The following is a 25,700-nucleotide window of genomic DNA, read 5'->3' on the forward strand; positions in this document are numbered from 1 at the left end:
CGTCGCTTCATGCTGCATCTTTGCGAATGGAACGCGGTGGGCACGGCGTCGAAGCCCCTCTTCCTTGTTGGGAGGGGTTGGGGAAGGGTCTTCAGAAGAAATGGCTTCTCGACCGGCCGGAGCGGTCCCATGAAACCCTTCGCCGACCTCCTCGACCGTCTCGTCCTGACGCCCAGCCGCAACGGCAAGCTGAAGCTCCTGACCGACTATTTCCGCGACACACCCGATCCGGACCGCGGCTATGGCCTTGCGGCGATCGCCGGCACGCTCGAAGTGCGCAACGTCAAGCCTGCCATGCTCCGCGATCTGACGCTTGAGCGGATGGACGAGGTGCTGTTCCGCTACTCCTACGACTATGTCGGCGACCTCGCCGAAACGATCTCGCTCGTCTGGGACAACGAAAAGGACGTCGAGCGCTCCGCCTTCGTCCAGCCGCGCCTGGGCGAGGTCATCACCCGCATGAATTCGCTCGGCCGCACCGAGGTTCGCAGTTTCGTGCGCGATACGCTAGACCGGCTGGATCCGTCTGGCCGCTTCGCCTTCATCAAGCTTGCCACTGGCGCCATGCGCATCGGCGTCTCGGCACGGCTTGCCAAGCAGGCGCTGTCCGATCTCGGTGGAAAGGACGTGATCGAGATCGAAACCCTGTGGCACGGTCTGGAGCCGCCCTATGAATCGCTTTTCGAATGGCTGGAGGGCAAGGGCGGCAAGCCGGTGCTCGCGACGCCGGCGATCTTCCATTCCGTCATGCTCGCCCATCCGGTGGAAGACAACGATCTCACCAGCCTCGACCCGGCGGATTATGCGGCCGAATGGAAGTGGGACGGTATCCGGGTCCAGCTTTCCCGCTCCGGCGAGACGCGCAAGATCTATTCACGCTCCGGCGACGACATCTCCAATGCCTTCCCCGATATTGTGGAGTCCATCAGCTTCAACGGCGTGCTCGACGGCGAACTGCTCGTCGGCGGAACCGCACGCTCGAACAGCCCGACGAGGACCTTTTCCGACCTCCAGCAGCGCTTGAACCGCAAGACGGTAACGGCGAAGATGCTTGACGAATACCCGGCCTTCATCCGTGCCTACGACCTGCTGTTCGACGGCGAAGAGGATGTGCGCGGCCATAGCTTCATCGACCGTCGCGACCGGCTTTCGGAGATTATCGAGCAGGCGCCGCACGATCGGTTCGACCTCTCGCCGCTCGTCGCCTTTTCGACATGGGAGGAATTGGACGAGCTGCGGACGTCGCCGCCAGACCCGGTGATCGAGGGCGTGATGATCAAACGGCGGGACAGCATCTATCAGGCGGGCCGCATGAAGGGCCCGTGGTTCAAGTGGAAGCGCAATCCTTACAACGTCGACGCCGTCTTGATGTATGCCCAGCGTGGCCATGGCAAGCGCTCTAGCTACTATTCCGATTTCACCTTTGGTGTCTGGGCCGAGACGCCAGACGGCGAACAGCTGGTGCCTGTCGGCAAGGCCTATTTCGGTTTCACCGATCAGGAGTTGGAGCTGCTCGATAAATTCGTCCGCAACAACACCATCGAGCGTTTCGGTCCGGTTCGTGCCGTGCGCGCAGATCGGGAGTTCGGCTTCGTCGTCGAGGTCGCCTTCGAAGGCATCAACCGCTCGACGCGGCACAAGTCCGGTGTGGCGATGCGCTTTCCGCGCATCTCCCGGCTACGGCCGGACAAGCCTTCCTATGAGGCAGATCGCCTCGAAACGCTTGTCGCGATGATCGACGAAAGCCGTGGAATGGGCCCGCCTGCGCGACAATGACGCAGGGCCGGATTTCAACGCAATGTGTATTGGCCGAAATGCCGATCTGGTGCAGATATTTGAGTACCCCGGGGGCTATCGGGTGCTGTGTCATGTCCCTTGACGACGATCGAAATGCCTTTTTCCGCCAACGCCGCGCTGTCCTTGCCGGTATTGCGGGTGCCCTCATGCTTCCCCGCGCCGCCTGCGCCTTTAATGTTCCGGATCAGCCGCGCCTGATCACCCACGACTATGCCAAGGTTCGCCGCCGCTTCCGTACGAAGCTGCTGCAGAAGGGGCCTGCGCCGGACAAATACGAGGCATTGGCCACGCCGTCGGATGGCGAGCAGATATTCTACCGCTCGGGCGCTGGCGGCGAGCTCGAACTGGCGGCCTGGGTCAGCAAATACAAGCGCGGGCACCACGCAAGGCCCGGCGTGCTTTTCCTTCATGGCGGCAACGCCATGGGTGCTGGCCAGTGGCAGCTCCTGAAACCCTATGCCGAGGCGGGTTTCGTGGTGCTGATGCCGTCTGTCCGCGGTGAAAATGGCCAGATGGGCAATTTTTCCGGCTTCTACGACGAGGTGGACGACGTTCTTGCCGCCGCCGACCGGCTGGCGCACCTGCCGGGTGTCGACCCAAGCAGGCTGTTTGTGGCGGGCCACAGCATCGGCGGCACGCTGACCATGCTTGCCGCCATGAGCACCCACCGTTTCCGCGCCGCCGCCCCGATTTCCGGCAATCCGGACGCCTTCCGCTTCTTCAATCGCTACCCGCAGGACATCCGCTTCGACGACGCCAACAAGCACGAATTCGAGGTCCGCTCGGCGCTCTGCTACGCGCAAAGCTTCAAGTGCCCCGTCCACGTCGTTCACGGCACGGAAGAGGATCAATTCAACGACCGTGCCGGCCTGCTCGCTGCCCGCGCCCGTGCAGCCGGTATCCGCATCGAGACCGATAGGGTGGCCGGCAACCACACCTCCGCGCTGCCGGCCGAGATCGAGCAAAGCATCCGTTTTTTCCGTGGGGTGGCCGCTTGAACGCGTCTTCAATTTTCGCCGCGACGGTCTATATTGGACGCATGATGGCGCAAATGGCAGACGAGATCATTCCGAACGACTTCCCGGAGCTGAAATCGCTCCTGATGGATCGTGATCCTCTATGCGCCATTTCCGCAAAGGAAGCCTTCGCCCTTTATGAGCGCAACTGGCGCTTTGTGGATGTTCGCAAGCTCACCGAACATGAAGCGCAGCTTGTGCGCGAATTGGCGAGCGTCTACGGCCACGGCGTCGTGCTCGTGTGATGTCCAGTCCCGTGAAGCCGGCGCATTTTCGGATGCTGACGCCAGCTTCACGCCAGCCGCAAATGCCATCCTCCCGCCAGATATCGCTCCGCTGACAATGGATAAAGGGTGGGTTTATGGATTTTTCGCGCCGGGTGTTTCCCTTTGCCGGCCTTGCCGTGGCGGCCCTTGGCCTCAGCGGCTGCAACATTCTGATTCCTGATACGGGCGCGACTGATCCGGCCCGCTTCGTGCAGGAGACTTCGCCGGTCTTCTATGAGCCGCCGGGCGTTGATCCGCGCAAGGTAAGGGCGATCCCCGATCCGCCGGTGCCGCAGGTGCGCGATCTCTACTCGACGCAATTTAACCAGACCTACGGCCTGCCGGTCACCAATCCGGTGAACGCCGCCTTGTACGGCGAGCTTCGCGATGGCGACTTCCTTTTGCCGGCCATTCCGGTCAGCCGCGTCAGCCCCGCGTATCTCCGTCAGGAAGTCGACTACCCGACGCAGGAAAAGCCGGGCACTGTCATCGTCGATACGCGGGCCCGCCATCTCTATCTTGTCGAGCCGAACGGCAAGGCGATCCGCTACGGCGTCGGCATCGGCCGCGAAGGCTTCGCCTGGTCGGGCCGCGGCGTCATCCAGTGGAAGCAGAAATGGCCGCGCTGGACGCCGCCTGCCGAAATGGTCTCGCGCCAGCCGGATATCCGCCCCTTCTCGGCCGAAAACGGCGGCATGAATCCTGGCCTCGGAAATCCGCTCGGCGCCCGCGCCATGTACATCTTCAACGACGGCCAGGATACGCTCTATCGTGTGCACGGCACACCGGATTGGCAATCGATCGGCAAGGCGACCTCGTCGGGCTGCGTGCGCATGCTCAACCAGGATGTCGTCGACCTATACGACCGCGTTCCGGCCAAGGCCGAGATCGTTGTGATGTAGCGGCGCAACAGGGGGGCGATATCGTCTGTCCGCACGGGGACACGACTTCGTGAGGGTATGGTTTATTTGGCCGCGGCAGATAGATTTCCGACTCATCACCGGCGTTGAATGAACCAACAGGGGTGCGTGCCGCATGCCGGCTCTCCCCGCGACACAAGGAACTCCGTCCCGCGCATGAGTCTCGAAAAATCTCTCTCCCGCCGCAACTTTCTCTCCTTTTCGGCTTTGACGGCGGCCTCCGCGCTTGCCGGCTGCGCTTCCACTTCGGCACCGAGCGTCCAGCCCGTCGGTTTCCGTTTCCCACGCCCTTTCGAGACGACGCCCGCTCCCACGGATGCCGAGCTTGACGTGATATACGGTCCCATCGAGGATGGCGGCTTCCTGATCCCCGCCGTCCCCTACCAGCAGATCGATCCGCGCTACTATCGCCAGCAGGTCATCGACCCGACAGGCGAGCGTCCAGGTACGATCGTCGTCGATACGCCGTCGCGCTTCCTTTATCTCGTCCAGCCTGGCGGGACAGCGATGCGCTACGGCGTCGGCATCGGACGCGAAGGCTTTGCCTGGTCCGGTAACGGCGTCATCCAATGGAAGCAGAAGTGGCCGCGCTGGAAGCCGCCGAATGAAATGGTTGCCCGCCAGCCGGAACTCGCAAAATATTCGATCGAACGCGGCGGCATGGAGCCTGGCCTCCTGAACCCGCTCGGCGCGCGCGCGCTCTATATCTTCTCGAATGGCGAGGATACGCTCTACCGCCTGCACGGCAATCCGGAATGGCGGTCGATCGGCAAGGCCGTTTCGTCCGGCTGCGTTCGCCTGCTGAACCAGGATATCATCGATCTCTACGACCGCGTGCCGAACAAGACGCCGATCGTCGTGTGGCAGTGATGAATGAACTCGACTTCCTTCCGCTTCGGAAGGAAGTCCTTTTGAGCGGCCTCAGCCGCCCGCCGGCAGATGGCCGGCAGCCAGTCCTGCGCTGTTATAGGCGGGGCGGGGCGTCGGTAGTGCGATTGGCGATCCTTCCGGCGGCATGACAGTGCCTGGGGCCGTCGATGCCGGGGAAGCAGCCGGAATGGCGGAGGTCGTGGTGGCATCCGGTATCGATGCCGCATCGGGCATGGCCCTCGGGATTGGCCCCTTCTCCGGGAGCAACACGTCGATTTTTGTGGAAGTCGCGAACGGTTGCACGCCTGCGAACTGAACCGGGCCTGATAGCCGCGGGTCGGAAACGTAGTTCATTGCGACGTCATAGGCCGGCAGCGGTGCCGGCGTTTGCAAGGCTCCGTCCCTGCCGCGCTTTTCGTAAAAGACGTTGCCGCCGGCCTCGACGACATAATGCATGTTGCGATAGGGGAATTTCAGGCCGTCGGTGTGGAAGAACATGGCGTTCTGCACGCCGGGATGCCGTTCCCCGCGCAAGATTCCGTCCACGGCAGAATCAAGTTCCGGCCCCGTCTTCGGGTCGACGACCCTGGTCATGACGCCGGGCGCGAACTGCTTTTCCTGCGCTACCACTTCGCAAATCGTGTCGGGATAGGCGGGCGATGTGAGCCGGTTCATTACCACGGTTCCGACCGCCATATAGCCATCGCGATCCGCGTGTTCGGATTCGAAATACATGGCGCGCTTCAGACAATCGCGGTCCCGTGCCGTGTAATTATAGGTCACTTTGGCTGATGCTGGTTTGGCGGTGGAAGAAGGACGTGCAGTCGGCGGTGGCGCCTTGGCGGCCGTCGTGCACCCTGTTGCAGCCAGTCCGGCAAAGAGAATCCCGGAGATGGTTTTGCCCAATGCGTATCGCGCCCTCAACGGCCGGTGCCTCCTATTGTTATAGTCCAGCCCAAATCACGTCGCGAAAACGTTTTAACTCACGTTCGTAAATATTCCAAACACATTTCGTGATTCACGGAAAAATACTGAGATTTCAAAGGGAAGGGGAGGTCTCTAGCGGCAAATTCGCTAGGCGGCCGCCCTGGAAATGCCCACCCGGCAGCCGGATGCTTCGAGTGCGGCGCTGGCAACGTCGATGAAGAGCCGGCGGAACCAGACGGAGCGTCCATCCGCCCGGTCGACGCGGCGGTAAAGCATCGTGATCGGTTCCGCAGGCAGCGGGATTGGCGGCACTGAAACCGTCAGCCCATGCAATTGCGCCATGCAGCGGGCGATCGATTCGGGGATCGTCGCGATCGCCGGCATCGCCCGCAGCGCCGTCGGCAAGGCGGAAAAGCGGGGCACGGTGGCCACCACCTGCCGGCTGCGCCCCAAGCGGGCGAGTGCGATATCGACATTGGTCGAGCCATTGCTGCCTTCGAACGAGACGCCGACATGGTCTGCCTTGGCGAAGTCCTCAAGGGTCAGCGGGGTCTTCAACCTGAGCTGCTTCTGATCGTAGATCGAGATCGAACACTGGTCGAAGAGCGGATCGCGGATATGCCAGGAGGCGGGCTCGTCGTGGATCGAGACACTGAAATCATAAGCGCCCTCGTCGAGCAGACGTGCGGCATCGCGTTTGTGGAAGGCCACACCGACCAGCCGGGCGCCCGGCGCCAGTTCCCGCAGGCGCGCCGCGAGCGGACCGAAGAACGCCGATTCGAGATTGTCGCACAGGCCGATGCGGAATTCGCCCTTCCAGCTGGCGGGGTCAAAGGCGGCGGGCGGGCGGATGGCCCGCTCGATGCCGGAAAGCGCATCCTCGATTGCCGGCGCGATGGCGAGCGCGCGCGGCGTCGGCTGCAGGCCGCGTCCGACGCGGACGAACAATTCGTCGTCGAGTGCTTCGCGCAGCCGCCGCAGCGCCGCCGAAAGTCCCGGCTGGCCAAGCAGCAGCCGCTCGGCCGCGCGGCTGACATTGCGTTCTTGCATCAGCACCGAAAAGGCCAGCAGGAGGTTCAGGTCGATTTTCCGAAGGATCGCGTCATTTATCATTATCAGTAATACCTGGCATGGTTACTATCAATTTGCAATAGGATTCGGAGATGATCATCTTCTCGTTCCTCTGCCGCTTCCTCCCAACCAGCGCGGCAGCAAAAGGAACGATCTCGATGACTCTCACACAATCTCGAAGAGGGGCGGGGCTGGCATTGCTGTTGCTCTGCGCCGCCAATTTCCTTGACGCCATGGACGTTTCGACCATCGGCGTCGCGCTTCCCGCCATTCAGGCCGAACTCGGCATGCAGGCAACTTCGCTGCAATGGGCCGTCAGTGCCTATGTCCTCGGCTACGGCGGCTTCCTACTGCTCGGCGGCCGCGTTGCCGACGTTTTCGGCCACCGCCGCGTCTTTCTCTGGTCGCTTGCCGTCTTTGCAGCTGCGAGTATCGCGGGCGGCTTTGTCGACAGCGGGCCGACGCTGATTGCCGCCCGTTTGATCAAGGGCATCGCCGCGGCCTTCACTGCACCGGCCGCGTTGGCGCTTCTGCTTTCCGTCTTCGGGGAGGGCAGCACCCGCGCCAAGGCACTCGGGGTCTTCTCCTCCACCGGCGCCGCCGGCTTCGTGCTTGGCATGGTGCTCGGCGGTGCGGCCACCATTTTCAGCTGGCGGGCGACGCTCGTCATGGGCGCTCCGGTAGCGATCCTCACGCTGGCGATCGCGCCATTCGTCCTGCCCGCAGACGAGCGCCGGGGAGCCGTCCGTCCGCGTTTTGACTGGGCAGGCGCCTTGACCATCACCCCCGGCCTGCTGCTCTTCGTCTTCGGCATCACCAACGCCGCAGCCGACGGCTGGAGCGCCTTTCCCACCTGGGGCGCACTGACGGCGGCGGCCGTCCTGATTTCGCTCTTCCTTGCCGTTGAGGCCCGGCATGCCGATCCGATGGTACCGCTTGCGATGTTCCGCCGGGCAAAACTCAGCCATGCCAATGCCGTCGCCGCCCTTTTTCAGGGCGTTTATGTCGGCTTCCAGTTCATTGCGACGCTCTATTACCAGAACGAGCTCGGCTGGTCGGCCTTCAGCACCGGCTTCTGCTTCGCTTTGGGCGGCGTCTTCGTCATGTTCCTGGCGCCACGCTTTGCCGCGATCGCGCAGAACCGCGGCACCACGGGCCTCATGGCGCTCGGCGTGGCGCTGCAGGCAGCAAGCTATATCTTCTGGGTCGCGGCTGTCGGTGACATCAATCCGATCCTGCTCGTCGTCCTGTCGCAGGTCCCGCTCGGCCTCGGTTACGCGCTGACCTATCCCTCCGTTCAGGTCGCGGCACTCGCTGATGTCGAGGAAGACAAATCGGGCCTGGCCTCCGGCATGCTCTTTGCCGCCTTCCAGATCGGCGGCGGCATCGTGCTCGCGGCCGCCTCCGCGGTCTTCGGCGCGGCGCCGTCCTTCGGCTGGGATCCTTATGTGGCAGGCGTTGCCTTCACGGCGTTGCTTTCCGTCGCGGTCGTGCTTCTCGCCGCCCTCGGTCCGAGGACGTCGCCGTTGCGAGCCGCAGCCTATCAGGCCGCCGAGTAAAATCTGCGAACGCCCGCGCTCAAAGGCGCGGGCGATTTCTCACACGGCTGCATTCAGGTTCCCGCGCAGCTTCTGCAAAGATCCTCGGATTTCCGCCATTTCCTCAAGCGTGCAGCCGGCCGCCTGGCCGATGGCCGTCATGATCGTTGCCGCCTCGCTCTTCATCGAACGACCCTTCGGCGTCAGCGAAACGATCACCTGCCGCTCGTCGCGTGCGTCCCGGGTGCGCTTGATCAGCCCGGTCTGCTCCAGCCGCTTGAGCAGCGGCGAGAGCGTGCCCGAATCGAGGTCGAGCTGCTCGCCGATCGTCTTCACCGGAAGTTCGGCTTTTTCCCAGAGCACGAGCATCACCAGATATTGCGGATAGGTGAGGCCGACCTTGTCGAGGATCGGCTTGTAGGCGCGCGTGAAGGCATGCGCCGTCGCGTAGACCGCGAAACAGAGCTGTTTCTCCAGCCGCCTCTCCTCTTGCGGGATTTCCATCGTCTTTGCCATCTGCGCTTTCATTGTCCTGTTCCTTTGAGGGGTAATTCTCCTCTTTTCAGATTCCGAATGCAATTTGCGAAATTCACTTGCGTACAATTTAATTGTGCAATATATGAAATCCAGCCCCAACGCAAAGGAGACTGACATGCCCATCCTCTATACGACCCAAGCTTCCGCCACCGGTGGCCGCGCAGGCCGCGCCGTTTCCGAAAACGGCGTTCTCGACGTGACGTTGACTGTTCCGAAGGAACTCGGCGGCGATGGCGCCACCGGCACCAATCCCGAACAGCTCTTCGCGGCCGGCTATTCCGCGTGCTTCCTCGGTGCCTTGAAATTTGTCGCGGGCCAGCAGAAGGTCAAGATTCCGGAAGACACGACGGTTTCCGCCAAGGTCGGCATCGGCCCGCGTGAAGACGGCACGGGCTTCGGCATCGACGTGGCGCTCACCGTCAATATCCCCGGCCTGGATCAGGCCGAGGCTGAAAAGCTCGCCGCCGCCGCCCACATCGTCTGCCCCTACAGCCACGCCATGCGCACCTCAACCGAAGTTCCGGTCATGGTGGCCTGATGCGGAATCACCTTCTCCCCGCCGGGGAGAAGGTGGCCGGCCGGGATGAGGAGCGACAAATGTATCTTTGCTTTTGCCTCAGACGCTCGCTCATTGCGTCCTCATCGCCTCGGCTTCGCTCCGGCACTTCTCCGCGGTTGGGGAGAGGAAACGAGCGGCACCCTTTTCATCTGAAATAAAACTGCTATATTATCTCCAAGGAAAGGATGCGCCGATGACCTCGTTGCATTTTCAGGACAGCCGCCGGACATCCGAGGCCGCGGTGATCACCAAGGCGGCGGTCAATGCCGCGGACCGGCTCGGCATCAGCGCCCGCGTGCTTGCCGTCGTTCTCGGCGTGTCGGAAGCCACTATCTCGCGCATGAAGCGGCAGGATCATCTTCTGGAGCGTGGCAGCAAGTCCTTTGAACTCGCTGTCCTGCTTGTCCGTCTCTTCCGCTCGCTGGATGCGATCGTCGGCGGCGACGAGGCGGTCGCCAGGCAATGGTTGCGCAATGCCAATACCGCGCTGGGTGCCGCACCGCTCGAAAAGATCGCTAGCATTTCCGGATTGACCGATGTCCTTGCCTATCTGGACGCCCGCCGCGCTCTCGTCTGAGGCGCGCGCGATATCCGGCAGTTTCTGGCGCCTGGTGGAGGCGCAGCATCATATCTCGACGCTGAAGCTCGTCGACACGCTGGAAGAGCAGGCGCTGCTCGAAACGCTGCTCGAGAAGAGCAAGCCGGCGCTGCCGCCCGAATGCGCCGACCTCGACTATCTGCTCGCCACGCCCTTCCGCTACGGCGCCGTCTACCCGCATGGTTCGCGCTTTCGCAGGGCAGGGCGCACGCTCGGCGTTTTCTACGCTTCGGAAAAGGTGGAGACGGCGCTTTCAGAGATGGCCTTCTACCGCCTGCTCTTCTTTGCGGATTCTCCTGAGACTCCACTGCCTGCGAATGCGGCCGAATACACCGCCTTTGCGGCTCTCGTCGCGACGAAGGCCGCGCTCGATTTGACTTTGCCGCCGCTCAACCGCGATCGCCCGAAATGGACCGATCCCATGAATTGCGAACCCTGCCAGGCCCTTGCCGATACCGCCCGCGCGATCGGCACCGAAGCGATCCTTTATGAATCCGTCCGCGATCCGCATCACGGCAAGAATATTGCGCTGCTGACGGCCAAGGCCTTCAGCGCCCGCGAACCGGCCGAGCGCCAGACATGGCGTATTCGCCTGTCGCCGGCAGGCGTTCAGGCGCTGTGCGAATTTCCGAAGATGCGGATCGGCTTTGCCAGGAGCGACTTCGGCAACGATCCACGCATCGCCCGTTGATCAGGTGAGCGCCTGCAGCTCGCTTCGCAGCCGCTCGCCGCTGCCGCCAGGCAGATTCTCTTCCAGCGCTGCATGCGTCCTTTCCCAGATTGGCAGCGCTGCGGAGAGCACCGCCTTGCCGTCCGGCGTCAGGCTGAGCAGCCGCCCCCGCTTGTCTTTCGGATTTTGCGTTACATTTACCCAGCCACGGCGTTGCAGCGGCTTTAGCGCCGCCGTCAGCGTCGTCTGGTCCATGGCGAGAACATTGGCCACGGGCCCCATCGGCGCCGGCTCCGGCCGGTTGAGGGACATCATCAGCGAAAACTGCCCGTTGGTGAGCCCGACTGGACGAAGCGCATCGTCGAAAAGCCGTGCAAGTGATCGCGCGGCGCGCTGAACATGCAGGCATAGGCAGGTGTCCCGTACCAGCAGTGTCGTCGAAAAGGGAATTTTTATCGCGTTTGACATGCTCTATTTCTATTGATATCAATGTATTTTGTCAAGCGAATGAGAACGAATGCCGGTCTTGCCGGCGGCGCCGGAGGAGGGCGCTCGCGATGCAGAATCAAGTCGTTTCCCGTGAACAATGGCTGGAGGCCCGCCGCGCGCTGCTTTTGAAGGAGAAGGAAGCAACTCATCTCAGAGACAGGATCAATGCCGAGCGCCTGGCCATGCCCTGGGTCAAGGTCGACAAGGACTATGTCTTCGACACCCCGCAGGGAAAGAAGGGCCTATCCGATCTCTTCGATGGCCGCAGTCAGCTGATGATCTACCATTTCATGCTCGGTCCGGACTGGGAGGCCGGTTGCACCGGCTGCTCGTTCCTTTCCGATCATGTGGATGGCGCCCTGCCGCATCTCAACCATCACGACGTCACCTGGGTCGCGGTTTCGCGCGCGCCGCTCGCCAAGATAGACGCCTACAAGAAGCGCATGGGCTGGAAGTTCCCCTGGGTTTCGTCCTTCGGCAGCGATTTCAATTTCGACTACCACGTTTCCTTCAGCCCGGAAGATCTCGCCAAGGATAAGGTTTTCTACAATTTCACCGGGATTGAACCCGCCGAGGCCCATGACGAACTGCCGGGGCTGAGTTCCTTCTACAAGAACGAGCGGGGTGAAATCTTCCATACCTACTCTAGCTATGCCCGTGGGCCGGAGGAACTGATCGGCACGCTGATGATCCTCGACCGCGCCCCGAAGGGCCGCAACGAGGAGGGCACGATGGATTTCGTCAAGCGCCACGACGAATACGAGGGCGCTCAAAAGACGCAATCCCGTCACTGAAATCTGCGAACATCGCCAAGGGAGAAGGATGATGGAAACTGCAAAAGCGTTGGAGGAGCACCGCTTCCTGGAGAGGATGGTGGGCGTATGGGATGTCACGGCATCCGAAATGACCGGTGACCAGCAATGGACGGAGATCGTGCGCTCGCTGCACGGCATCTGGTTCGTTGCCGAAGGCAATGGCGAGATGCCGGGCGGCGGGGCTGCCACCACCATGCTCACCCTCGGCTACAATGCGGCCAAGGGCAAATATGTCGGCAGCTGGATCGGCTCGATGATGGACCACATGTGGGTCTACGAGGGTGATGTATCGGCCGACGGCAAGGTGCTCAGCCTCTATACCCGTGGCCCCGATTTCCAGACCCAAGGCGCCGAGCAGGACTACCGCGAGCAGATCATCTTCGCCGATGACGATCACCGCACCTTCAACTCGTCGGCCAAGCAGCCGGACGGCAGCTGGAAGCAGTTTATGGAGGCGCACTACACGCGCAAGCCGTGATTCCGAACCAAACCCGATTCCATAGGCACGAAAAGGAAAAAGATCATGGCTTCCGACACGCATGGAAAATTCATCTGGTGCGAACTGATGACGGCGGATACCAAGGCAGCCGCCGGCTTCTACAGCTCTGTCATCGGCTGGACGACGAAAGAGATGCCGATGGAGGACCTTCCTTCCCCCTATACCATCTTCGAGGCGGACGGCCGCGGCGTTGCCGGCATGATGACATTTCCGGCCGAGCTCGAAGGGCAGGGCATTCCGCCGAACTGGACAGGCTATGTCTGTGTCGACGATGTCGACCAAGCCGCGAAGGATTTCGAGGCGAACGGCGGCCAGATCCGCCGCCCCCCCGAAGACATCCCGACCATCGGCCGCTTTGCCGTCGTCGCCGACCTGCACGGGGCCGTCCTCTGCATCATGACGCCGCTGCCGATGGAGGGCGATAGCGGTTGGGAGCCGGAAATGGGTACGCCCGGCCATATCGGCTGGCACGAACTGATGGCCGGCAACATGGAGGAAGCCTTCGCCTTCTACTCGAAGGTCTTCGGCTGGACCAAGGACCACGATTTCGACATGGGCGAGATGGGCGGTTATCGCATCTTCGCCGAACATGGAAAACAGATCGGCGGCATGATGACCAAACCCGCCGGTGTGCCGATGTGCTATTGGGGCTATTACTTCAACGTGCCGGCGATCGACAGTGCCATCGAACGCATCAATGCGGGCGGCGGCAAGGTAATCGTCGGTCCGATGGAAGTGCCCGGCGGCAGCTGGATCATCAATGCGACGGACCCGCAGGGCGCTTACTTCTGTCTCGTCGCGCCGGGCCGCTGACCTCGCAGCAACATCCCGGAAACGGGGAATCGAGATACGGAAAGTGATCGGCGGCGGCCCTTGGAAGCGGGCCGCCCCTTCATTTGAGCGGCTAAATCCGTTCCGCTAATCTGTTAAATTTATTCAAATTTTATCGTTCCGGCCAAAAAACGCCCCGCAAGGTTAACCCTTCCTGAACATTTTTGGGTGGATGCATAATCGGCTATATCTGCGTGGTTAAGGAAGTATTGCAATTAGAACGTCCGCGTAATTGATTGACCCCAGTTTTTCATTTTGGGGTACTGTCATGTCTATCGAAGAAGATCTGCGCATCTCGAACGTCGACGGCGAAAGCGCGCCGCACGAATTTCTTTCGGATATTCGCGAAGCTTCATACGACGAAACAAAGCCTGCCGAAGTCGAGCGTGTCGAGCTTGCCCAGGCGCAGAGCAGCGAACAAGCCCCGAAGACCGATCGCGTCGAGAATGTCGCGCCGGCACCTCAAAGTGGCAATCCCAACCAGGTTGTTCCGGACCAGAACAATGTTGCCCACCTTCCGGCCGGTGTTTCGCTCGACGACATCCGCATCGAGGGAAGCAACTTGGTGCTCGTCCAGGCAGACGGAACGGAAATCGTTATCGTCAACGGCGCCTTAAATGTCCCAACCTTCATGCTCGGCGACGTCGAGCTGCCGCGCGACACGGTCATCGCGGCGCTGAACGACAGCAACATCAACGTCGCCGCCGGCCCCGATGGCGGCGACACCGCAACCCCGGCAGCTCCGAGCTCCGGCGCCGAATTCCAGGATACGATCCAGCAGGATGGCGACGCCCCGCCCGAACTGGCGCAGCTATTGGCGGATACGCAGCAGCTCGACGCGGCCTCCGACAATGGCCCGGAACTGTTCGACGACGTCCCGGTAATCTCTGAGACGCAGCTTCTGACCCTGACCGAAACGGCAAACGGCGAGGGTGGCTTCGAAGAGCAGACCGTTACCGGCCAGTTCGGCTTCGATGGCGGAGAGGATGTCGGCGTCATCACCAGCATTGGCTTCGTCGGCACCACGAATATCGACGAAGAAGGCGGCACGGATGGCACGCCGAATGGCCTGACCTCCGGTGGAAAGCCCGTCACCGTCACCGTTTCGGCCGATGGCCTGACGATCACCGGTACCGTCGAAGGCAGCGCAACGCCGATCTTCGTCCTCAAGGTCACCAACATCGAGGCCGGTGCCTTCACCTTCACGCAGTCCGGCCCGCTCGACCACCCGGATCTGGGCCAGACAGGTGCTGCCGACACGCTCCGGCTGCGGTTCAGCTACACCGTCACCGACAAGGACGGCGATTCCGCAACTGGCACTGCCTCGATCGATATAAACGACGACGGCCCGGGCATCGATCTCGGCGAAGGCACCGATAACAGCGCGGTCAATGAAGCGGGCCTTCTCGGCGGCGAGAGCGCTGCCATCACCGGCAGGATCTCCCTCGGCGTCGACTGGGGAGCCGACCATGGCGTCCAACGCGACCTGACCTTCGACGCGCAGAGCGCACCCGAAGGCCTGACCTCGCATGGCGCAGCGATCCACTACGAAATCTCCGCAAACGGCCACACGCTGACGGCCTATACAGGCCCGGAGTCCGGCGAGGGTCGCATCGACGTCTTCGTCGTCAAGCTCGATCCTACCTCGGCGCACGGCAGCTACACCTTCCAGCTGTTGACCAGCATCGACCATCCGCAGGGTGAAACGCAGTCGCAAGACACGCAGATCGGCCTGTCGTTCGATGTGACCGCCAGCGACGCCGACGGCGATACCACGGCTAGCAGCTTCATGGTAACCATCAACGACGACGTGCCGAACGGCAACGATGCCGTGAACGAAGCCGTCATCAACGACGACCTGCAGGAGTTCTTCCCCGGCAATGCGGGCGGTGAAGGCGATGCAGGAACCGTCACCACCGTCAGCGGCGGCGCAGGCTCGCTGTTCACGCCAGGCGCCGACGGCTTCAAGAGCGTCGTGCTTGGCGAGCAGATGAGCTTCAGTGCCATCTTTAAGGGCGTCGACGGCTTTGCACACACGGAATCGGTCCAGTGGGGCGAACCTTCGATCAAGGGGACGGACACGACGTTCACAGCCACCGGCGGCACCAGCGGCCAGACGGTTGCAACTCTGGTCGTCCATGCCGATGGCTCCTACGAATTCATTGCCAGCGCGCCGCTCGTTCATTCCGATAGCGGAACGGTCGAGGACGAGCTGTCCCTGACGGTCAACTACACCGTCACCGACGGCGACAACGATAGCGCAAAGGGTTCGCTTACCGTCACCATCAACGACGACGTCCCGGTCGCCAACATCGTCACGGCTGAAACCGTGCTGGACGACGAAGCTCAGACGACCTTTGCAGGCAACAACGGCGGCAGCGGTGATGTTGCAGATGCCAAGTCGGTAACCGGTGCTGCAGGTGCATTGTTCACGGCTGGTGCCGACGGCGTCGCTTCCGTCGCCTTCACCACGCCCCAAGGCATCAAGGCCATCTACAATGTCGACGGCCATGGTGTTCAGGAAGCTCTCACCTACACGACGACCACCGGCGAAAACGGCGAAACCATCCTGACGGCAACCGGCGCTGACAGCCATGCCGTCGTCTTCACCCTGACGGTCGGCGCTGACGGCAGCTACAAGTTCGATCTCTCCGCTCCGCTGGTGCACCCGACCGTAGGCGCTTCCGAAGAAAACCTGCCGCTCACCATCGGCTTCACGACGACTGACGGCGACGGCGACACTGCGAGCGGCTCGCTGACGATCAACGTCAACGACGACGTCCCGGTCGCCAACATCGTCACGGCTGAAACGGTGCTGGACGACGAAGCTCAGACGACCTTTGCAGGCAACAACGGCGGCAGCGGTGATGTTGCAGATGCCAAGTCGGTAACCGGTGCTGCAGGTGCATTGTTCACGGCTGGTGCCGACGGCGTCGCTTCCGTCGCCTTCACCACGCCCCAAGGCATCAAGGCCATCTACAATGTCGACGGCCATGGTGTTCAGGAAGCTCTCACCTACACGACGACCACCGGCGAAAACGGCGAAACCATCCTGACGGCAACCGGCGCTGACAGCCATGCCGTCGTCTTCACCCTGACGGTCGGCGCTGACGGCAGCTACAAGTTCGATCTCTCCGCTCCGCTGGTGCACCCGACCGTAGGCGCTTCCGAAGAAAACCTGCCGCTCACCATCGGCTTCACGACGACCGACGGCGACGGCGACACTGCGAGCGGCTCGCTGACGATCAACGTCAACGACGACGTCCCGGTCCTTTCGGAAACGGTTGTCGGAGTTACTGCCGACGAAGGCGACATTTCCAATCTCCTCCTATCACAGGGCAACAGCCCCAATGACGGCACGGCGGATGGTTCGTCTTCGGAGCCCTCGCTGTTTGGTCTCGGCGATGCGGCGACTGTCTCCGGATCGGTCGCCTCTACGGTTGCCTTCGGCGCCGACGGTGAGGCTCGAGTCGGCAGCTTCTCGTTTACTGCCGACGCCACCCAGACACTCTCCGCATTGCAGCTATCGTCGAAGGGCGGCGAACTGTCCTACACGATGATCGGCAACATGGTCGTCGGCTATGTCAATACCGGCAGTGCGGGCTATAACCCGTTCACCGACCGTACGGTCCTGTCGCTGACGCTGAACAGCGACGGCAGCTTCAAGTTCCAGCAGTACGACCAGCTCGACCATGCACCGGGTGCCGGCAATGACCTGAAGTCTGCTGCAACGACGATCTCCGGCATCGACTTCGGCTCCGTCATCCAGGCGACCGACGGCGATGGCGACAGCGTCACGCTCGGCGGCAAGCTGGTCGTGACGATCACCGATGATCTGCCGACCGTTTCGATTTCTCTGACGGGCCGTACGGACACGCATGACGAAACCGGTGGCCTGAATGCCGGCAGTAACGATACCGGCGCGCTCTCCGCCTTCGCAGGCTTGGAAAGCGGCGAAAGCCTGCATGCCTTGGGTTATGCCCGCAACGGCAACGCGATCGTCCACTACGGCTCGAGTGCCGGTGCGGACGAGCCGAAGAGCGTTTCGCTGACGCTTGACGTCACGAATGCCAATTCCGATCTGAAGACGGCCGCGGGCGAGGCAATCACGCTGACGGAAGAAAACGGTCTTGTCGTCGGCCGTGATGCCCATGGCGATGCCGTCTTCGCGATCAGCATCGACAGCTCTGGCCGCGTCAGCATCGCCCAGTATCAGGCAATCCAGCATCCGAACAGCGGCGACGTCAATGACTTGGTGAACCTTGCCGGTAAGATTTCCGCTGTTGTCACCGCGACCGACTTCGATGGCGATGTCGCAACCAGGTCGATCGGCATCGGCGGCAAGATCCAATTCCGCGACGACGCGCCGGTCCTGTCCGGTCCGGCGGTTTCCGTCACCGCCGATGAAGGCGACATCTTCAATGTCCTGTCGCAGGGCAACAGCCCCAATGACGGCACGGCGGATGGTTCGTCTTCTGCGTTCAATCTGTTGCCCCTGGGCTTTTCTGCAACGGTGACCGGCTCCGTCGCCTCGACGGTTGCCTTCGGCGCTGACGGGGCGGCTCAAGGCGGCGGCTTCTCGTTCACAGCCAATGTAGCCCAGACACTCTCCGCATTGCAGCTATCGTCGAAGGGCGGCGAACTGTCCTATGCGGTGACCGGCAACATGGTCATCGGCTATGTCAACATCGGCAGTGCGGGCTATAACCCGTTCATCGACCGTCCGGTCCTGTCGCTGACGCTGAACAGTGACGGCAGCTTCAAGTTCCAGCAGTACGACCAGCTCGACCATGCGTCGGGTGCCGGCAGTGACCTGAAGTCTGGTGCAACGACGATCTCCGGCATCGACTTCGGTTCCGTCATCCAGGCGACCGACCGCGACGGCGATAGCGTCACGCTCGGCGGCAAGCTGGTCGTGACGATTACCGACGATGCGCCGGAGGTTGGTTCGAACGCGAACGTACAGCTTGACGACGACGCGCTTGCGGGCGGCAATGCAGGCGGCAACGGCGACGTTTCACCGAACCTGGCGAATGTCTCCGGCATCCTGGCACATTCCTATGGTACGGACGGTGCAGGCACGGTACTCTTGACGGGAGCCGGCCTTGCGTCGAGCGCCGCGAGCGAAGGTGCCTTTTCGCAGACGGTGAGCGCCGACGGGCTGACCATCGTCATCCATCAGGTCCAGCATGGGGTCTCCGTCGATGTCCTGACCGTGACGCTGACGAACGCCAGCTCCGGCGCCTATACGTTGACGCAGAACCACGCGATCCAGCATGCGGCTGGAAACGGCGAGAACAACCAGGGCTTCACGATTGACTACCAGGTCACCGACGGCGACGGTGACGCCGCCACTGGCTCGCTCACCGTCTCCGTCAATGACGACACCCCAGTCTCCACCGGCACGATCATCAACGTGTCGACCGACGAAGTTTCCTCGATCACCGGCAGCCTCGAGACATTGGTCTCGCCCGGCGCCGATGGGATCGGACGGTATGGCGTCGAACTGACCAATCTGTCTTCGATCCTGACTTCACTGAGCTCGAATGGCGTCGCACTCACTTATACGGTCGTCGACAACAGCTTGATCGCCAAGGCCGGTTCGGCCCTGATATTCACTTTCGCCGTCAATGCTGAGACGGGGGCCTACACCTTCACGCAGAACGGTGCGCTCGACAATATCGACAGACTGTTGATCAACGGCAACGTGATCACCCCAGCCACGGCGCTCGACGCGCCCGGTTCCCATTTCGCACTTGCAGATGTCGGGGGTAACAACCTCGCCTTCGAAGGCCGGATGGGCGATGGCGACGCAATCATCCGCGTCACCAACGACAGCAACACGAACCAGACCTGGACCCTCGACAACCACGGCGTAGGTACGGACTATGTCCTTAACATTCCAGCGCATACGACCTGGTATGTGAATGTCGGCAATGTCGCCAACAATACGCAGTTCGATCTGGACGGAAGTGGCGCTCCGAACGGCGTTACCGTGGTCAACAACGGCCATGGTGGCAATATTGTCGCCATCGATGGTGATACGTCCTTGGCCCTCGACCTGTCGTCGGCGGTGACGGTGACCGACGGGGACGGTGACAGCGTCGCGCTCAGCGGCCAGCTTATCGTCACTATCAGTGACGACGTGCCGGTTGCCACCGGTACGGCTCAGACGCTTACCCTCTCAGAAACAGGTCTTCCGGTCGTCGATTTCGCCAGCCTGAACATCAACATCGGCGCCGATAGCAAGAACACCCATGTGGAGATCGGCACAGATAGCAACGGGCTGCCGATCATCAATGCCGGCCTCACCTCCGACGGCGTGGCGCTGCAGTATATCGTCCGTGAGACGAATGGCGTCGATCAGGAAATCGTTGCGTTTAAGGCCGGCGATACTCCTGACAATCCGGTCTTCATCGTCAGTGTCCTGCATCCCGGCAGCTTCGCGACGACGCTCTTTCAGAACCTCGATCACGCCGCCGGCAGCGACAGTCTCTCGCTGAACCTCGTGGCGCGCGTCTTCGACGGCGATGGCGACTATGTCGATCAGCCCTTCGCCATCAATGTTGCAGACAGCGTTCCGACGCTGGTTGCAAACACGACGGTTTCCGGCAATGTCGTGGAAGGCGGCCCGACCCTCGAGACGCACAGCTTCGCGTCGGGTACGGTCAATCTTGCCATCCCGGACGTCAGCACGATCAGCTCGACCATCACGGCGCCAGCCGGCGGAACGATTCACGACGTCAACGTGTCAATCAATCTCACTCACACCTTCATGGCGGACCTTGAGATTACGCTCATTGCCCCGGATGGCACCAGGGTTCGGTTGGTTGACGACAATGGCGGAAGTGGCGACCCGAACGGCACCATCAAGTTCGACGACGAAGCTGCAAGCTCCTTTACCTCTGCCATCCAACCATACGTCGGCACATGGCGTCCGGCGATCGACCAGCTTTCCCTGCTCGACGGTAAGAGCATGGCGGGAACCTGGACGCTGGAAATCCGGGATGATCTGGGGGCCGATGTAGGCACGCTGCGCAACTGGACGCTCGAGATTGAGTCCGGCCACGACGTATCGTCTGACACTATCGATCTTTCCTCGCTGGTTTCCGTTGGTGCTGACGGCGCTGCGGTATTCGCACTGAAGACCATCGCAACCGCGGAAAATCTCGGTACGGTTACGGCCGGTGGCCAGCAGGTGAAGGTGGTTTCTGACGGCACCACGCTCACCGGCTATGCCGAAGGCACGCCCGGAACGCCGCTCTTCACCCTGACGGTCTCCGCGAACGGCACAGCCACCTTCGTGCTGCACGGCGAATTCGATCACGCCGCCGGCAGCGACAAGCTGGCGCTCGATCTCGGTGCCTATGTTCAGGCGCTCGACAGCGATCATGATGCCGTGACACTCGGCGTCGGCCAGTTCGTCGTCAACGTCGCTGACAGCCTTCCGACGGCAACTGACGTGGCCGCGGCCATGTCGGAGAACGAGAGCAAGAGCATCACGCTCACCGAAGGTACTCACTTCTCCTTCAGTGCTGATGAGAACGGCGCTGCCCTGTCCATCGGCACGCCGAGCTACACCGGAGTGCCGGCCGGTCTCACGCTGGGCATGCCGTCGATCACGCTCGGCGCCGATGGCCGGACCATCTCGATCGTACCCGGCACGGCATTCGACGGCCTGGCGGCAGGCGAAATCGCGGTCCTTCACATCCCCTTCACGGTCACGGACGGCGATCATGACTCGGTTACGAAGGATATCGCCGTCACGATCACCGGCGCGAATGATGCAGCAGACATCGGCGCGCCGACGGTTTCGGCGGTGACGGAAGATACGGGCGTGGTCGGCGGTCTCTTAAAAGCGACGGGCACGCTCTCAGTGAGCGACGCCGACCATGACCAATCGTCGTTCCAGACGGCGGTGACGAGCGGGGCAGGCAATCTCGGCACTTTGATTCTGGGAGCGAACGGCAACTACACCTATTCGGTGTCGAATGAAGCCGTTCAGTACCTGCAGGACGGTGAGCAGAGGACGGAAACCTTCACGATCAAGTCGGCCGACGGCACGGCGGAGGATGTCAGCTTCACGATCAACGGCGCCAATGACGCGGCGGTGATTGGTACGCCGACGGTTTTTGCGGTGACGGAAGACGTCGGCGTGAACGGCGGCTTCCTAGAAGCCACCGGCACGATCGCGGTAAACGATACCGACCACGATCAGTCGTTGTTCCAGACGGCGGTGACAAGTGCTGCAGGCAATCTCGGCACCTTGGTTCTGGATGTGAGCGGCAACTACACCTACTCGGTGTCGAATGCGGCGGTTCAGTATCTACAGGGCGGTGAGCAGAGGACCGAAACTTTCACGATCAAGTCTGCCGACGGCACGGTGAAAGATGTCAGCTTTATCATCAACGGCATGAATGACGCGCCGGTGATCACGTCGGGCGCGACCGGAAGCGAAGCCGAAAACAGCCCGGCCACAAATGTCGTCTACCAGATCGTCGCGTCCGATGCTGATGCGGGCGCCAATCTGACCTACTCGCTTACAGGATCCGACGCGGACAAGTTCAATGTTTCAGCAACCGGTGCGGTGACCTTCAAGACCTCGCCGAACTTCGAGGCTCCGACAGATGCCGGCGGCAACAATGTCTACGACATCATCGTGCATGCCAACGATGGGGCCGCCGATACGACAAAGGCGGTCGCGATTACGGTCACGAACGTCGCGGAAGGTTCCCCGCTATCCGTCAACGAGGCAGCCAGCCTGACCGGACGGTATGCGTTCGCTGACGACAACGGCTCGCCGAACAGGGTCAACTACAATGTTGCGAGCCTGTTCAGCGGAGGGGCGGGGACGGTCAGCCACAGCTTCGAAAAAGTCTATTCCACGGGCTCCGATGATTGGCTTTCCCACAGCGGCAGCACTGTCACGGGCAATCCAAGCACCGTTGACTTCTGGGATTGGGATGGCGATGCCGGTCTTTACATCTACCGGGTGACTGCCGCGGACTCCCAGCTCAGCCAGCAGTCGACCTATGTTGCTTTCAGCGCGATCGAGGAGTGGGGCACCACCTATTCCATCACCAACAATGGCAACGGAAATGAGAACGGATTGAGTTGGATCAATACGTTTAATGTCGACGGCGATCTGATTTTCATTAACAGCAATCTCAATGGCGCGCTGAATGCAGGTGGAGGTCACGACGTGGTGATCGGCTCCGGCAATGCCGAGACGGTAAACGGCGGCTCCGGTAATGATGCACTGTATGGGATGGGCGGCGGCGACACGCTAAATGGCGGCTATTCCACAGACTTCATTGACGGTGGAGACGGAAATGACAGTCTCTACGGCGAAAATGGAAATGATGTTCTGCTCGGCGGAGCCGGCAACGATATCCTCGTCGGCGGCGACGGTGACGACATCCTTGTCGGCGGCTCTGGCCTCAATACGATGACCGGCGGCGGCGGCAGCGACACCTTCGTCATCGATGCAGCCGCCTTGAAGGAAGTAAGCCTCGTTGACGTCATCACGGACTTCAAGAACAGCCAGGGTGACACGCTTGACGTTTCCAACCTCCTCAACTCGCTCCTCGGTCACGAGGCGAATGAGGCGGAGGCGCTTGCGAACGTCAAGGGCACGGTTGCCGGAGGCAATACGACGATCAGCGTCAATGACAACGGCACCTGGCACGATGTCGCGGTGCTTCAGAACTACGCGTCGACGGTGAAGATCATCTACGATGACGATCATCACTCGAGCACGACGCCGGTCGCTTGACCGGCTCGCGTTTCGGTCTTGGAAGAGTTGAACCTGGAAAAGGCGCTTCGGCGCCTTTTCTTCTACCTCACGCCGTGGGCAGCCTGGCAATCACGATCGGCTCGCCATCCTCGGTCGCGCTCTCGAACGCAACCTCATCTGCAAGTTGCCGGATCCGGTTGAAGTCTTCCGGCCCCTCGAAGAGGGCGCCACCGAGCTTGATCTGGAGGTCAAGCGGCGCTTCCTCGGTCTCGAAGGCGGCCTGCGAGACGCGCCTGCGGATGCGGGCGCCGATGTCCTGGGCGTTTTCGGGGGTAGCGCCGGGCAGGAAGATGCCGAGCTCGTTGGACGCGAGCCGGGCGACGAGGTCGCCGCTTCTGACCGAACTCTTGATGATGTCGGCCAGCGATAGCATCACCGTGTCGGCCCATTGCGGGCCGTAGCGGCGGCTGATTGCGTCGAGCGTCTCGATGACGACGGCGATCATGATGCCGCCGGTATCGGTCGCGATCTTCCGGCGGCGGTCGGAATAATTCTGCATCGCAGCGGCAAAGGCGGTGCCGTTGAGCGCATTCGTCACCGGATCATGCCGGGTGGCGTGGTTCATCTTGGCGCGCAGCGCCGCAAGCTCCGACTTTTGCAGCTGCAGCGCCAGGAGCAGCGGAAATGCAACAAGAAACGAAATTGGAGGGATGCTCACAAATCCTACCAAAAATGGTTTATCCGGGATTAGAAGGTTTAAGATAAGTAAAAGACCGAGCGATCCTGCCGTGCAGCATGATGCGCCGATCGCGGCGCGAAACAAGGCGGGTTTTACTGTGGCTGGGGAGTAACGGTTAATAAAAATCATGGGGTCGGATTACTCACTAGGGATGAGTGTCAAGCTAACCGTGAGCACAACAAGTACCGGTTAAAAAATCCTGTAAAATTGTTGCTTTAGGGGTGGAAACCTCATGAGTTAACTGTCTTCGCAGGAAGGTGGCTAGGGCTGTTGGAGTGTTGATAACTTAATGCTACTGACTTATCCGAGAAGAAATTTCGGTATATGGGGTAGCCGGGGCTAATCACAGGTGATGAGGGGCATCAAACTTGTTTAACGGCAAAAGAATTTTTGCAGCTTTGTCTGCGACTGTTGCTTTGAATTTTGCATTTTGCGTTGACGCCAATGCTATTTCGCTTCAGCAGGCTATTGAAAAAACGATGAAGACGAACCCGCAGATCTTGCAGGCTGCGAAGGATCGTGAAGCAATCGAGTTTGAACTTCGCCAGGCGCGTGGGCTTTACTTGCCCTCTATTGATCTCGACGCGGGGATTGGCCGCCGGCGGCTGTCGAATTCTACGACAGGCACTCTGACATCGGATACCGATTACTTGTCGCCGGGCGATGTCGGTCTCACCGTTACACAGCGGCTTTTCGACGGCGGCGGCCGCCGTGCACAGGTCGAACAGCAGGCATCGCGCGTCGATGGCGCCTCTTTCCGCGTGCTGGAGCGGTCCGAATCGCTGGCGCTCGAAGTGACGCAGGATTATCTCGAATACATTCTGCAGAATCAGATCGTGAAGGCCGCTCAGGATAATATGGCCTTCCACAACCAGATCCTCGGCAATATCGAGCAGAGCATCAAGGGCGGTACGTTGACTGATGCTGACCGCCTCCAGGGCGTCGAGCGCCAGCAGGCTGCGGCTGCCCGTCTGCAGGAAGCTAAGGAAGAGCTGGAGGCGACGAAGATACGCTTCCTCGAGGACGTTGGCGAGCCGATCACCGGCGCGCAGACCCCGACTTCGGTTGCCAAATACGTGCCGAAGACGGTCACCGATGCGGTCTTCGTGGCCACCAAGAACAGCCCGCGCATCTATTCCGCCAATGCGGATGTCGATGCGGCCGATGCCGGCGTGCGCGGCGCGCGCGCCAACTATCTGCCGAAGGTCGATCTCGAAGGCATCGCCCGGGTGGGTGACGACATCAATGGCGACGATGGTAATACGAATGACTACCAGGTGCGCGTCGTCGCCCGCTGGAACCTTTATCGCGGCGGCATCGATGTTGCCCGAGAGCAGGAGCAGATCCGCCGTGCAGGCGAGCAGCGCTATGCGCTGGCGCAGGTGCAGCGCGAAGTCGAGCAGTCGGTCCGCACAGCGTGGAACGAACGCGTCAGCCGCGGCAAGCTTGCCGGCATCCTCGGCCAGCAGGCCTCGACCAACGCCCAGCTCGTATCGTCCTACCGGCAGCAGTTCAGCGTCGGCCAGCGCTCGCTGCTCGATGTGCTCGATGCGCAGAACACCAATTTCAATACCAGGGTTCTTGCCGACACGGCGCGCCTTGCGTCGGTCTTTGCCGAGTACAAGATCCTGGCCGCTTCCGGCAATCTGCTCCAGACGATGAAGCTGAAGCCGGTCGAACAGGCAAAGGAATATGCACGGGAGGAGTTTGTTGTCCCCGCGGGCGTCGCAGATCCGGGATATGTCGAGCTTCAGTCGCATCAGAAAGCCGGCATGCCGATGGACCTTCTAGCGCCTATTCGACAGCAGTAGTCGAAACGGCC

At 61.4% G+C, this 25,700-nt stretch carries 19 protein-coding genes; 14 read left to right on the plus strand and 5 right to left on the minus strand.

Annotated elements, in window-relative coordinates; genetic code table 11:
* Positions 1-129: 129 nt before the first annotated feature.
* From RGR602_RS05375 to RGR602_RS05395, 5 genes are all read left to right on the plus strand, one after another.
* The gene (locus RGR602_RS05375; protein WP_052451486.1) at positions 130-1,776 is read left to right on the plus strand and encodes a cisplatin damage response ATP-dependent DNA ligase; all 1,647 of its coding nucleotides are present in this window, start codon (positions 130-132) and stop codon (positions 1,774-1,776) included.
* A 92-nt stretch (positions 1,777-1,868) separates the two neighbouring features.
* On the plus strand, positions 1,869-2,795 hold the full coding sequence (locus RGR602_RS05380; protein WP_039844259.1) for an alpha/beta hydrolase family protein: 927 nt from the start codon (positions 1,869-1,871) through the stop codon (positions 2,793-2,795).
* Positions 2,796-2,836: 41 nt separating this feature from the next.
* A complete protein-coding gene (locus RGR602_RS05385) occupies positions 2,837-3,058 on the plus strand; it encodes a hypothetical protein (protein ID WP_039846664.1) in 222 nt (73 codons plus the stop codon).
* A 116-nt stretch (positions 3,059-3,174) separates the two neighbouring features.
* Positions 3,175-3,981: a L,D-transpeptidase gene (locus RGR602_RS05390; RefSeq protein ID WP_039844260.1), complete on the plus strand. Its 807-nt coding sequence runs from the start codon at positions 3,175-3,177 to the stop codon at positions 3,979-3,981.
* 174 nt (positions 3,982-4,155) lie between these two features.
* The gene (locus RGR602_RS05395) at positions 4,156-4,869 is read left to right on the plus strand and encodes a L,D-transpeptidase (RefSeq protein WP_039844261.1); all 714 of its coding nucleotides are present in this window, start codon (positions 4,156-4,158) and stop codon (positions 4,867-4,869) included.
* Positions 4,870-4,920: 51 nt separating this feature from the next.
* Here RGR602_RS05395 and RGR602_RS05400 read toward each other — a convergent pair whose 3' ends face one another.
* The gene (locus RGR602_RS05400; protein WP_039844262.1) at positions 4,921-5,793 is read right to left on the minus strand and encodes a cell wall hydrolase; all 873 of its coding nucleotides are present in this window, start codon (positions 5,791-5,793) and stop codon (positions 4,921-4,923) included.
* A gap of 150 nt (positions 5,794-5,943) precedes the next feature.
* Positions 5,944-6,909: a LysR family transcriptional regulator gene (locus RGR602_RS05405; protein WP_039844263.1), complete on the minus strand. Its 966-nt coding sequence runs from the start codon at positions 6,907-6,909 to the stop codon at positions 5,944-5,946.
* A gap of 116 nt (positions 6,910-7,025) precedes the next feature.
* Here RGR602_RS05405 and RGR602_RS05410 point away from each other — a divergent pair, with 116 nt between their 5' ends.
* A complete protein-coding gene (locus RGR602_RS05410) occupies positions 7,026-8,426 on the plus strand; it encodes an MFS transporter (RefSeq protein ID WP_039846665.1) in 1,401 nt (466 codons plus the stop codon).
* 39 nt (positions 8,427-8,465) lie between these two features.
* Here RGR602_RS05410 and RGR602_RS05415 read toward each other — a convergent pair whose 3' ends face one another.
* A complete protein-coding gene (locus tag RGR602_RS05415) occupies positions 8,466-8,933 on the minus strand; it encodes a MarR family winged helix-turn-helix transcriptional regulator (protein ID WP_022716337.1) in 468 nt (155 codons plus the stop codon).
* Positions 8,934-9,057: 124 nt separating this feature from the next.
* Between RGR602_RS05415 and RGR602_RS05420 the strand changes: the two genes are divergently transcribed.
* The 3 genes from RGR602_RS05420 to RGR602_RS05430 all read left to right on the plus strand — a co-directional run bounded on the left by RGR602_RS05420 (position 9,058) and on the right by RGR602_RS05430 (position 10,790).
* Positions 9,058-9,480: an organic hydroperoxide resistance protein gene (locus RGR602_RS05420; RefSeq protein WP_039844264.1), complete on the plus strand. Its 423-nt coding sequence runs from the start codon at positions 9,058-9,060 to the stop codon at positions 9,478-9,480.
* 214 nt (positions 9,481-9,694) lie between these two features.
* Positions 9,695-10,078: an antitoxin Xre/MbcA/ParS toxin-binding domain-containing protein gene (locus RGR602_RS05425; protein WP_052451487.1), complete on the plus strand. Its 384-nt coding sequence runs from the start codon at positions 9,695-9,697 to the stop codon at positions 10,076-10,078.
* Positions 10,038-10,790: an RES family NAD+ phosphorylase gene (locus RGR602_RS05430; RefSeq protein ID WP_039844265.1), complete on the plus strand. Its 753-nt coding sequence runs from the start codon at positions 10,038-10,040 to the stop codon at positions 10,788-10,790. Before RGR602_RS05425 ends, RGR602_RS05430 begins: the two co-directional genes overlap by 41 nt.
* On the opposite strand, the gene RGR602_RS05435 is transcribed toward RGR602_RS05430, so the two are convergent.
* Entirely contained in the window at positions 10,791-11,237 is a 447-nt protein-coding gene (locus tag RGR602_RS05435; RefSeq protein ID WP_039844266.1) for a MarR family winged helix-turn-helix transcriptional regulator, read from the minus strand.
* A gap of 89 nt (positions 11,238-11,326) precedes the next feature.
* Between RGR602_RS05435 and RGR602_RS05440 the strand changes: the two genes are divergently transcribed.
* From RGR602_RS05440 to RGR602_RS05455, 4 genes are all read left to right on the plus strand, one after another.
* The gene (locus RGR602_RS05440) at positions 11,327-12,052 is read left to right on the plus strand and encodes a DUF899 domain-containing protein (RefSeq protein WP_039844267.1); all 726 of its coding nucleotides are present in this window, start codon (positions 11,327-11,329) and stop codon (positions 12,050-12,052) included.
* Between the two features lie 31 nt (positions 12,053-12,083).
* Positions 12,084-12,551 carry a DUF1579 domain-containing protein gene (locus tag RGR602_RS05445; protein ID WP_203226187.1) on the plus strand — a complete coding sequence of 156 codons (468 nt, stop codon included), beginning with the start codon at positions 12,084-12,086 and terminating at the stop codon, positions 12,549-12,551.
* Between the two features lie 45 nt (positions 12,552-12,596).
* Positions 12,597-13,385 carry a VOC family protein gene (locus RGR602_RS05450; RefSeq protein ID WP_039844269.1) on the plus strand — a complete coding sequence of 263 codons (789 nt, stop codon included), beginning with the start codon at positions 12,597-12,599 and terminating at the stop codon, positions 13,383-13,385.
* A gap of 286 nt (positions 13,386-13,671) precedes the next feature.
* The gene (locus tag RGR602_RS05455) at positions 13,672-23,178 is read left to right on the plus strand and encodes a T1SS-143 repeat domain-containing protein (protein WP_039844270.1); all 9,507 of its coding nucleotides are present in this window, start codon (positions 13,672-13,674) and stop codon (positions 23,176-23,178) included.
* Between the two features lie 67 nt (positions 23,179-23,245).
* Here RGR602_RS05455 and RGR602_RS05460 read toward each other — a convergent pair whose 3' ends face one another.
* Complete coding sequence (locus RGR602_RS05460) at positions 23,246-23,857, minus strand: GGDEF domain-containing protein (RefSeq protein WP_223843974.1); 612 nt, start codon at positions 23,855-23,857, stop codon at positions 23,246-23,248.
* 470 nt (positions 23,858-24,327) lie between these two features.
* On the opposite strand from RGR602_RS05460, the gene RGR602_RS05465 reads away from it, so the two are divergent.
* Positions 24,328-25,689, plus strand: a complete 1,362-nt coding sequence (locus RGR602_RS05465) for a TolC family outer membrane protein (RefSeq protein ID WP_039846667.1) — start codon at positions 24,328-24,330, stop codon at positions 25,687-25,689.
* Positions 25,690-25,700 lie beyond the last annotated feature (11 nt).

This window comes from Rhizobium gallicum bv. gallicum R602sp, assembly GCF_000816845.1.
Classification (GTDB): domain Bacteria; phylum Pseudomonadota; class Alphaproteobacteria; order Rhizobiales; family Rhizobiaceae; genus Rhizobium; species Rhizobium gallicum.

Coding starts and splice junctions, on each gene's coding strand:
- RGR602_RS05375 (WP_052451486.1), top strand. CDS start 130: ATGAAACCCTTCGCCGACCTCCTCGACCGTCTCGTCCTGACGCCCAGC.
- RGR602_RS05380 (WP_039844259.1), top strand. CDS start 1,869: ATGTCCCTTGACGACGATCGAAATGCCTTTTTCCGCCAACGCCGCGCT.
- RGR602_RS05385 (WP_039846664.1), top strand. CDS start 2,837: ATGATGGCGCAAATGGCAGACGAGATCATTCCGAACGACTTCCCGGAG.
- RGR602_RS05390 (WP_039844260.1), top strand. CDS start 3,175: ATGGATTTTTCGCGCCGGGTGTTTCCCTTTGCCGGCCTTGCCGTGGCG.
- RGR602_RS05395 (WP_039844261.1), top strand. CDS start 4,156: ATGAGTCTCGAAAAATCTCTCTCCCGCCGCAACTTTCTCTCCTTTTCG.
- RGR602_RS05405 (WP_039844263.1), bottom strand. CDS start 6,909: ATGATAAATGACGCGATCCTTCGGAAAATCGACCTGAACCTCCTGCTG.
- RGR602_RS05410 (WP_039846665.1), top strand. CDS start 7,026: ATGACTCTCACACAATCTCGAAGAGGGGCGGGGCTGGCATTGCTGTTG.
- RGR602_RS05415 (WP_022716337.1), bottom strand. CDS start 8,933: ATGAAAGCGCAGATGGCAAAGACGATGGAAATCCCGCAAGAGGAGAGG.
- RGR602_RS05420 (WP_039844264.1), top strand. CDS start 9,058: ATGCCCATCCTCTATACGACCCAAGCTTCCGCCACCGGTGGCCGCGCA.
- RGR602_RS05425 (WP_052451487.1), top strand. CDS start 9,695: ATGACCTCGTTGCATTTTCAGGACAGCCGCCGGACATCCGAGGCCGCG.
- RGR602_RS05430 (WP_039844265.1), top strand. CDS start 10,038: ATGTCCTTGCCTATCTGGACGCCCGCCGCGCTCTCGTCTGAGGCGCGC.
- RGR602_RS05435 (WP_039844266.1), bottom strand. CDS start 11,237: ATGTCAAACGCGATAAAAATTCCCTTTTCGACGACACTGCTGGTACGG.
- RGR602_RS05440 (WP_039844267.1), top strand. CDS start 11,327: ATGCAGAATCAAGTCGTTTCCCGTGAACAATGGCTGGAGGCCCGCCGC.
- RGR602_RS05445 (WP_203226187.1), top strand. CDS start 12,084: ATGGAAACTGCAAAAGCGTTGGAGGAGCACCGCTTCCTGGAGAGGATG.
- RGR602_RS05450 (WP_039844269.1), top strand. CDS start 12,597: ATGGCTTCCGACACGCATGGAAAATTCATCTGGTGCGAACTGATGACG.
- RGR602_RS05455 (WP_039844270.1), top strand. CDS start 13,672: ATGTCTATCGAAGAAGATCTGCGCATCTCGAACGTCGACGGCGAAAGC.